We start from the raw sequence: 8,459 nt of genomic DNA on the forward strand, positions 1-8,459 counted from the left end.
ATAAAACATATTCTAGGATCACCTCCACTTGCGTGGAGAACACTTTAATTATCTTGCCAGTAGTATCATCAACGTAAGGATCACCTCCACTTGCGTGGAGAACACAGAATTTGAAGAATGATTTTTGATGAGCATATAGGATCACCTCCACTTGCGTGGAGAACACTAAAAGATTGTTGCGTCTTTTTAATCTCATTTAGGATCACCTCCACTTGCGTGGAGAACACACTAAAAGAATCCCGCAATGACAACATTCTTCAAACCGAAAAAACCCATTCTTTATTACTTTTACTAATCTTACAATTTCAACTGGCCTTTTTCAATCAACTTCGCAGCTAACTGCCAAGTACATCTTGCATCAGAATCTGCGTGATGCGGATTTTCATTTTCAATATCATATTCTGATAGTACTGTATTGAGCTGATAGTTATCTAAGAACTTATTTCTCTTTTTAATTATCGCTAACAGATCTTTCGAAGTATTTAACAAGCCTGAAAGATGATTTATTTCAAAGGCTTTATTTAAAAATCCAAGATCGAACGTCAGATTATATCCCAAAATAATTCGGTCTTCCAAAAAATCTTTCAAGAGAGGGAGAATTGTTTCTAAGCTATTACCTGATGACTTCAAAGTGGGTAAATCTATACCAGTTAATTTTGAGACTTTTTCGGGGATACAAGTTGCATCTTTATTTAATTCATAAAAAAGCTCAACTCGTCTTGTCATCGTGTATTTTACTGCGCCAATAGAGATAATTTCACTCTTAGTAGGATCTAAGCCTGTCGTTTCAATATCTAATGCCACAAATTTTAATAAAGCCTCATTAGACTCACCTTTTCTTAAACTTCGATTGTTTTTAGAGGCCTTGTGATATTTAGCTGCATTGCTAAAACCCGTTTTCATAATGGGACTAGAATTGATATGTTTTAAAAATGGAATACCGTCAAGATCAACGACTTTTCGATCTGCGCGAGTTGTCCGAAAAGTATAGCCAAGTTCATTGTTGGTATTATAGACCAGCGTTGCCTCACCTTGGCCAATATTTTTTTGGACACGCTCCCATAACAAATCTCTAACCTTAGCATTGACATTTCCAACATAAATTCCCGTTTGAATTTCTTGGCACCATTTGGTTAAGTCACCCCGCAATGATGCAGGAGTTTTCGATAAAGTGATCACAATCATTTAATCACCTATTTCATGATATTGAACACCAAATTTTTGAAGACCGTTTTGATTGTCCCAAAGACTCATTACTACCTGAGTATCCAAATCATTTTCTACATCAAGAATATATTTTAGATCTTTGACCATTTTTTGAATAAGTCTTCCATCTTTAAAAGCATCCCTCATTGCATGGCGAGTATAGCTTGCAATATCTTCATCGACATACTTTTGAACAGTTTTAAAGGCAATTGGTATAGAATATTGTGCTTTATATAAGTCAGAAAAATCATAGACAAACGATAAGTCATGCCCGGTATGAATAAAACCTAAGCCTACTGATGCTCCCATAGCAACAATAACACTGTAACTCAAACCATATAAAGCTTGATGAGCTGCGGTGAGCGCTTGATTTATTGGCGAACTAGCATCAAAGTCATCAACTTTGTATTCACGTTTAACCCATTTAACCCCAGTTTCTTGAGACAGAAGTTGATATACCTTTCTAATTCGTGCGCCTTCCTTACCTCGCAATTGCTGCATTGTTAAATCCGATACATCAATATCAGGAAAACGTAATTGGTACATTTTTCTAGCGACATTTAACCTGCTACGATTATTTGAAACTAATTTTGCTTGTGCTTGAAGTAAGATTGAGGAATGGTTCAGCGCTCGACCATGTGCATATTGACGAACTCCACATTCACCCACCCAGACTACTGCCATTCCGGCTTCTCCCATTAATTCCATTGCTCGATGTGTAACATCTACACCGGGTCCTAACAATAAAACACTAATAATCGCAGCTGGAATATAAATAGTCCCTTTACTATCAGCCACAGAGATAGCACTGTCAATTCGATTTAACTTAGCATGTTCTAAATACAAAAACGTGATTCGATCACTAACTTTGCTAAGTTCCCCGATTTCTGGCTTTTTAGCACCAAATTTTTTCTTCATATTTTACCTTGGTATAACCGTTAATAATCCCATACCATAAGCTTTCTCACGACCAATACCATTGACGAGCGCATTTTTAAATGCTTTGAGATCACTGATTTTTAAGATTCCCTCATAAGTCACACAGCTTAATCTAGCATTTTGATTTCCTTTATGGCGCAAAAGTTTCCAATCTCTATCTACAATATTAAAGTTTAATCCGCTGGGATCAGAAACAACCTCAAAACCGTTTTTGGTAGCTTTTTGTAAAAACCATTCCTTTTGTTTATCAATCGTGACATGTGGCACCACTCTACCTTGTTTATGCCCAGGTCGAGATATTTTTCTCGTAGGATTGGCTGTTAAGCGAAATCGCAGCACCTGTCCTTCTTGGAGCTTATTTAAAAAGGCATCATAATCTTTCGTCATTGCACTTTTTTTAACGCCATAAGCTTCAAGTTTTTCCAAATCAGGTTTTTCTTCGCTCAGTACAAGAAGATATAACTTGCCATTTAATGCATCAATGCGCCAAAGATGACGTAATCTCTTTTGTTCTTTAATTTCCTCTGGAAAACTTTGCTCCACCCAATTGTGATAAGCTCCAAGATGTTGCAAAGCACTAATTTTTTGTCGATTATTTGTATCAATTTCTACTCTCGATAAATACATTTCGATCCTCTTTATATATTTGCCATAACATCTTGATCAGTTTCATGTGGCAACTTAGATTTATTCTTTACTAATACATATGAACTTGCCACTTCACGATAAGTATGGAAACGATTTTTAGAATTAAAAGATCCCACCTTGTCTTTTATTTGAAAAGAAGGTGATGACTCTTTATCTAATGATGAATCATAAACGATCTCAGCTCTAAAAGTATCTGACATAAACCGATCCTGGTACCATTTGCTTGCTTGCCAATCTAATGAACGTAAAACTTCTAATGGAGATTTATTTTCATATGTTTGTAGTATTAACGGCCCAGCTGGTGGATTTGACCTTCGTCCTAAAAACAATGCAAATTTAGGATGTTGCAATGCATATACGATTTCATCGATTGTTTTGTTATCCGATCCAATCGCCACCATAAATACTGCATCCTGCAAGTAACTACGATAAGTTAATTTTTTTGCCTTTTTCGTGGGGCTTTTGGCATATTCAACGATCTGAAAATCATTCATGGTTTGTCCTGGCTGATCTATTCGGACTGCAAAAGATAAATCATTTAGTTCTGCCGTTCTCTCATCATCTCGTCGATAACCGCTAGCCGCAGCAATCATCCCAATTACTGCACTTTTAGTAGGATACGGATTAGCAGTGCGTCGTCCAAAACTAGCTTCATTTCCATAAGATTGAAGTGGCGCAGTTAATCTAATTGTTAACGTCTTCATTTTCTACCCTCTTACTAATTTCAGTAGAAATATCCTCTAGCAAATTATCGATATCATCAACTTGGTTGCCTGTTTTAACTTCTAAATTATCATTAGCTAAAACTAATGTTGCAATCGGTGAGGCTACCCATTTACCTGCATTTTCATATTCTTTTTCCAATTGTTCAATTGATTTTTGAACATAACCTTCTCGGCTTTTAACTGGAGTTTCAAATGCAGATACCAAGTTAACAGGAGTATCCTTTCTCAACACTACCATTACATATTGAGGAATTGTTTTGTTAGCATATGAATTTTGATGTCCAGTTGGCATAGTTGAAATAAAGTTTTTAATAAATTCTTTGATCCCGGTTACAACTAAGTTACTACCAACATTATGTGCCAATTCATTTATGTTAACATTTGCATAGCGATATAAAGTAGATGAATTATATTCCAAAGTTCCCATCATCGCAGATCCTGATTCTTCATTTTTTTGTTCATCATCTACTGCAGTATAAAAGTCAAATTCTGGAACAATCTCATGAGTAGAAATTGCATGCGCCACTTGGCTTGATGCATCTACATTTAATTCTGGATCATCTGCAACCATTCGACCAAATAGCGCCAAATCTAAGGATTGATTGTCATTAAGTATTTTTTTGACTTCTTTTTTATCAATTTCATCATGATTTAGCATATATTGCGCTAACTTTTCAATTTGACCGGGACTAAAGAATAGTAGAACCTTAGTTTCATAATCTTTATCCTTATTTGAATCACTTGCTTTGGCTTTATCAAATTTTAGACCCATTTTAGTTAAAATATCTTTTGCTTTCTCGCGAGCTGCATCAAAATCTAATGTTGAATCTAATTTCATTAATTGTTTCGCAAGTAAGTCAGCACTTCTTTTAGTGCGAAAGCCTGCTAGCCAATCTTGTTTTTCACTATCGTCTCTAAATCCTTCTCGCACTGCTTTCTTCCAGCTTTGTGAGGAAACACGCGCACGTGTAGTTCCACCATAAATTGCAGTTTTTGGAGATCCAGTATCATCACGGTTAATATTAGATGAAGGAACTGTCTGTAATACATGGATGTCAACGTATAAATTATCTTTTGTCATTTTTACTTCTCCTCTTCATTTGCTAATTTTTCTAAAGTCTGATCGCTAATCCAGAAATAGTCTCTACCCCACTTGATTGAAACTTTCCGTGCGCTTTCAAAACTATATTGAAAATTCTTCAAATCCTTAGCTAAGCTTCCATAATCCAGTTCAACTTTTGAATTATTTGACTTTAAAATTTTAACTAAGCTTGCCAAAGATTTTGTAACACTCTCTAAGTTAGTAGTACTCAATAAATTTTTAACTCTTCGGTCTAACCCATCCTTAATTCGATCATCACTTCTTAATGCAGCTAAAGCTCTAAACAAAGAAACAGAGTGGGCTGGATCATATTCTCGATCTCTCACATCATCATTACCTTGTTCAAATAATGCATAACAACGTAATGTCGCGAAAACAGCAATTTCAGCATATGTTGGAACTGATTTATCAGCCAAATCTTTCTCATCCAATTGTGAAAATATTATTGGCCATACTTTAGTAGCTTGCTTACTTAATATTGAATTTGAATTTCGAGCTGCAGCCAAGATAGCTTTATCATTGCCCTCACGTTTATGCAAATTTCTAATTATACCTTCTGTAGCAACTTTAATATCTTTACTCACTTGGATCATCCCTCCTTTTTATTTCAAAATACGTAATATATTCAACTTATACCAGTTGTAGTAAGTGAAAATATTAACAACATCCTGGTCTTTTTTTATTCCGATAATATCTCTGGGTGAAGCATTTTTAACAACTTGATTTGCTTCAGAAAATGCAATTTGCTTCAAAGTTTCAACCCATTCTTGCTTTTTTTGCGAACGTTCTTGATCATTTCGAAGACTTGCAAGCCAATTAAGAAATGGACGATTCAAACTTTCGTAAAAATGCTGCGTCATATTGTTTACTATCTCGGTATTATCAAGATTCCGCAGTTTAGTCACAACATTATTATTAAATCGCCAAAATTCTTGCCCCACACTTTGAGTAAGCTTTATCACATCTTCAATATTTTTTGGCCAGAAGTTTTCACTTGCTACATCAGAATCTAACAACACATTAGCCCGAATATTAAAACTATCGTTATCTTGCGCAACTGGTGATTGGGAGGTAGCATTACCGTCACTTATAAAGTTAGTTGTTTTTAAAGTAACGAAATAATCATTTGGTAACTGCTTCTCAATCTTCTTTAGCCAGCTAGTTATACCTGGTTCATGAAAATTATTATCGCTACTTTTATTAGTTGCAACATATTGACCAAAATTTCGCCACATCGCACGATTTAAATCATTCTGATGCTTCATAGCTGGATAATATTCACCATCTTTATTCTTACGCCAAGTTGTCATCGGTTCATTAAAAGCCATCGTGGTACTTAATTTGGGTAGACCAGCAGTAAAAATAATTGGTTCATTATTTTGCCACTCAATATGAAGCATTCTTGACCATAATGTATAAAGTGTACTTACAGAAAGCCCTGAAGTTTCAGGATTGGTTTTTAAAAACTCAATATATTTGATAGGAGTTTCAAATTCCCATACCGGTTTTTGCTCTCGATATTCTTCTGGAAAAACTAAATTTAACATCAATGTCTCAAACAAGTTATTGCCCTGAGCATATACTGTCCCTAAACCATATAACCAACCTGCGGATACAGAAAACTTTTCTTTTGTATTGACCTTAGTCTTATCAGTTACACCTGTATAATTTTGATACGTGATTATCCAGCGAATAAGTTCATCTAAAGAAATTTTGTTTTTATCATCAGGACTCTTGGGCGAAAAAATTGCTGGACTATTATTACTTTCAGAAATCGTACGGTTGATCTGCTTAACACTAACCGTTCCCTTAGGTTTATCTACATCTATCTTTTTGTTTGCAGGAACTTGGCTATCGTAAACTTCTTTATTTACTTGATAAAATGGATTACTCCCAAAGAAATCAAAACAATCGGAGTTTTTTTCTAAATAATCAGTCACTGCTCGCGTAAAACTGCCTTTTCTAAATAGTTCACCCCAAGTATCCGAATAAGCTGAGACAATTTCTTCATCGTCATCATCGTCGTGATCGATTACTCTGAAATGATCATCAAGTTCAAGTTCTTCATATGCTTCACCTTTACTGTTAAGGCGAGAATAAACGGTTGTCAGAATTGCTTCCAGTAATCTTAATATGGCTAAATCTTGTGTAGCCATTTCTCCAGCTAATCTTTGATAATTAGCTGCATTTTTAAATAAGTCAGTTAACGAAACAATTTCAGAGTTTCCATTATTATCAAGAACTTTGATCCACGGTTTCTCAACCAAATTAAAACTTTTATCAGGCATCAGCATCCTCCTTTTCATACATCAAGCCCAAGCTTTCACTATAATGTAAGCGATAACCATTAAAACTTACTTCATCTTGTTCATTAAGGGTCAGTGCTAGTACTCCGTGAAGCCAAATATCTTTGCTCCAATTTGGATAATTCTCAAGTCTTATTTTTTCTAGTTTATTAATTGATTCGCCAATCTTATCAGGTATTCTCTTATTTAAGTTATTCGATACGGCAATTGGCAGTCTAATTGTTTGACTAGCGATTTCTTCACTAGAAACGTTCTCTAGCATTCGGCCATCAAGTAAGCAATTTCCATCTGCAGTATGTTTTAGTAAAACAAGCTCAATTGTTTCTTCAATATCACGTACACAAGCTGCTGCATGATTATCATTCTCGACATTAATCTGACTGTCATTTAGCCAGCCCGATAGAGATACGGGATGCTTGAATAACGGCTTTTTAATTTGAAATTGCTTTGCTTTTTCTTTTAACTTATTGACTTTATTAACAAAGTCATCCTTGGCATCTTGAATACCATCTATTGAATCATCATTATTTTCATCATAAACATCTTGAACCAGAGTTGATACATCTTGCGGAATTTCAATACTATCTTTTAAGAAATGATCAGTTTTCATTAATAAATAGTTGCCATAAATAAATTTGTTACCGTCCCCATAATCCCCGAAATCATTGATACTCGTTATATATGCTTTTGGTTTTTCGAGATCTTTTGGTCTATTAATGTTATGACGATGCAAACGCCCAATTCTTTGAATAATCAAGTCTATCGGTGCGATGTCAGTAAATAAGACATCAAAATCAATATCCAGTGATTGTTCTAATACCTGTGTACCAATTACTACCATTTTGCTGGGTCTCTTAGCATTTTTGCCAATAGCTTTTTGTAATCGATTTTCTAATCTCTCTCGCTCTGGAGCTAAAAATTCTGAATGAAGTACTAAAGTTTCAACATCATTTGGCAATAGCTGAGCAATAGCTTGAGCACGTTTTACTGTGTTAACTATGATGCCTGCCACTCCACCATTAGAAATCTCAGATAACGCTTTATTGACAATATCTTGCTCATTGCCTTTAAAACGAATAATTTCTACTTTTCTACGCTCATCTTGCGGGATCTCAAAATCAGTTACTTGCTTAATTCCTTGTCCATCAAGCATACTGAGCAAAGGATAAGCCTTATTTTTTTGCCAATTAGCAGGTCCTGTGACTATTTTCGAATTATATTTTCCCTTAAGATACGCCTTCAAAAGTTCATTTCTCTTGTCAATCGGTAAAGTAGCAGATAACGCAATCACCGGCACGTGGTATGCTCCTAACCACTGAAGAGCCTTTTTAAGATATGAACTCATATAGACATCATAGGCATGCACTTCATCAATAATCACGACTTTATCACTAAAGCCCAAATGACGTAAAAATAGATGTTTTTGCTTCAACCCTAAAAGCAATAAATTATCGATTGTTCCTACTGCAAAATGAGATAAACTGGATTTTTTACCAGAAAACCAGCTGTTCACTACAACCTCACCATAATCAT

The 8,459-nt window shown here is 35.1% G+C and carries 8 protein-coding genes and 1 CRISPR repeat array; all 8 genes read right to left on the reverse strand.

Going from position 1 to position 8,459, the window contains the following annotated elements:
* Window positions 1–13 precede the first annotated feature (13 nt).
* Window positions 14–227: a CRISPR direct-repeat array (repeat unit 30 nt; unit sequence TAGGATCACCTCCACTTGCGTGGAGAACAC).
* Between the two features lie 70 nt (window positions 228–297).
* Window positions 298–1,185: a type I-E CRISPR-associated endoribonuclease Cas2e gene (cas2e, locus tag Q0Y70_RS08740; RefSeq protein WP_297819907.1), complete on the reverse strand. Its 888-nt coding sequence runs from the start codon at window positions 1,183–1,185 to the stop codon at window positions 298–300.
* On the reverse strand, window positions 1,186–2,124 hold the full coding sequence (gene cas1e / locus Q0Y70_RS08745) for a type I-E CRISPR-associated endonuclease Cas1e (protein WP_297819910.1): 939 nt from the start codon (window positions 2,122–2,124) through the stop codon (window positions 1,186–1,188).
* Window positions 2,125–2,127: 3 nt separating this feature from the next.
* A complete protein-coding gene (cas6e, locus tag Q0Y70_RS08750; RefSeq protein ID WP_297819913.1) occupies window positions 2,128–2,772 on the reverse strand; it encodes a type I-E CRISPR-associated protein Cas6/Cse3/CasE in 645 nt (214 codons plus the stop codon).
* 11 nt (window positions 2,773–2,783) lie between these two features.
* Window positions 2,784–3,497, reverse strand: coding sequence for a type I-E CRISPR-associated protein Cas5/CasD (gene cas5e / locus Q0Y70_RS08755; RefSeq protein ID WP_297819916.1), 714 nt, complete (start codon window positions 3,495–3,497; stop codon window positions 2,784–2,786).
* Window positions 3,478–4,599 carry a type I-E CRISPR-associated protein Cas7/Cse4/CasC gene (cas7e, locus tag Q0Y70_RS08760; RefSeq protein WP_297819919.1) on the reverse strand — a complete coding sequence of 374 codons (1,122 nt, stop codon included), beginning with the start codon at window positions 4,597–4,599 and terminating at the stop codon, window positions 3,478–3,480. The genes cas5e and cas7e overlap by 20 nt, the downstream gene beginning before the upstream one ends.
* A 2-nt stretch (window positions 4,600–4,601) precedes the next feature.
* On the reverse strand, window positions 4,602–5,204 hold the full coding sequence (casB, locus tag Q0Y70_RS08765; protein ID WP_297819922.1) for a type I-E CRISPR-associated protein Cse2/CasB: 603 nt from the start codon (window positions 5,202–5,204) through the stop codon (window positions 4,602–4,604).
* Between the two features lie 18 nt (window positions 5,205–5,222).
* On the reverse strand, window positions 5,223–6,908 hold the full coding sequence (locus Q0Y70_RS08770; protein WP_297819925.1) for a type I-E CRISPR-associated protein Cse1/CasA: 1,686 nt from the start codon (window positions 6,906–6,908) through the stop codon (window positions 5,223–5,225).
* Window positions 6,901–8,459, reverse strand: a 1,559-nt coding sequence (cas3, locus tag Q0Y70_RS08775; protein WP_297819928.1) for a CRISPR-associated helicase Cas3', incomplete at its 5' end; no start/stop codon positions are given. The genes Q0Y70_RS08770 and cas3, both read right to left, overlap by 8 nt.

The sequence above is a fragment of the uncultured Lactobacillus sp. genome (assembly GCF_947367085.1).
GTDB lineage: Bacteria > Bacillota > Bacilli > Lactobacillales > Lactobacillaceae > Lactobacillus.

Bases quoted from the DNA above. Each gene is read 5' to 3' on its own strand.
- cas2e (WP_297819907.1), bottom strand. From the start codon at position 1,185: ATGATTGTGATCACTTTATCGAAAACTCCTGCATCATTGCGGGGTGAC.
- cas1e (WP_297819910.1), bottom strand. From the start codon at position 2,124: ATGAAGAAAAAATTTGGTGCTAAAAAGCCAGAAATCGGGGAACTTAGC.
- cas6e (WP_297819913.1), bottom strand. From the start codon at position 2,772: ATGTATTTATCGAGAGTAGAAATTGATACAAATAATCGACAAAAAATT.
- cas5e (WP_297819916.1), bottom strand. From the start codon at position 3,497: ATGAAGACGTTAACAATTAGATTAACTGCGCCACTTCAATCTTATGGA.
- cas7e (WP_297819919.1), bottom strand. From the start codon at position 4,599: ATGACAAAAGATAATTTATACGTTGACATCCATGTATTACAGACAGTT.
- Q0Y70_RS08770 (WP_297819925.1), bottom strand. From the start codon at position 6,908: ATGCCTGATAAAAGTTTTAATTTGGTTGAGAAACCGTGGATCAAAGTT.